Here is a 202-nt window from a genome sequence, read left to right as displayed (position 1 = left end):
AGATGCAAATAATGATGGCGTAATCAATACAGCAGAATTAGGAGCGGATGGCAAAGTCAATGTTGATATTACCTTGGGAGCGGATGCAGCGGCAGGTGACATCATAACGATCAATGGTGTATCACATACATTAACTCAGGCAGAAGTAGACGGCCATAAAGTGGTAAGTGCGGTAACTGTAACTGATGGTAGCAATACTATA

Annotated in this window: 1 protein-coding gene; it reads left to right on the top strand. The window is 42.6% G+C overall.

What is annotated here, in order from left to right; translation table 11 throughout:
- On the top strand, positions 1-202 hold a 202-nt coding region (locus IAE20_RS16735; RefSeq protein ID WP_227612148.1), incomplete at both ends, for a hypothetical protein.

Origin of the sequence: Acinetobacter sp. S54 (genome assembly GCF_016624945.1) — a bacterium.
GTDB lineage: Bacteria > Pseudomonadota > Gammaproteobacteria > Pseudomonadales > Moraxellaceae > Acinetobacter.
Note: the sequence above shows the minus strand (reverse complement) of the source record. Positions and strands in the feature narration are given on the sequence as shown.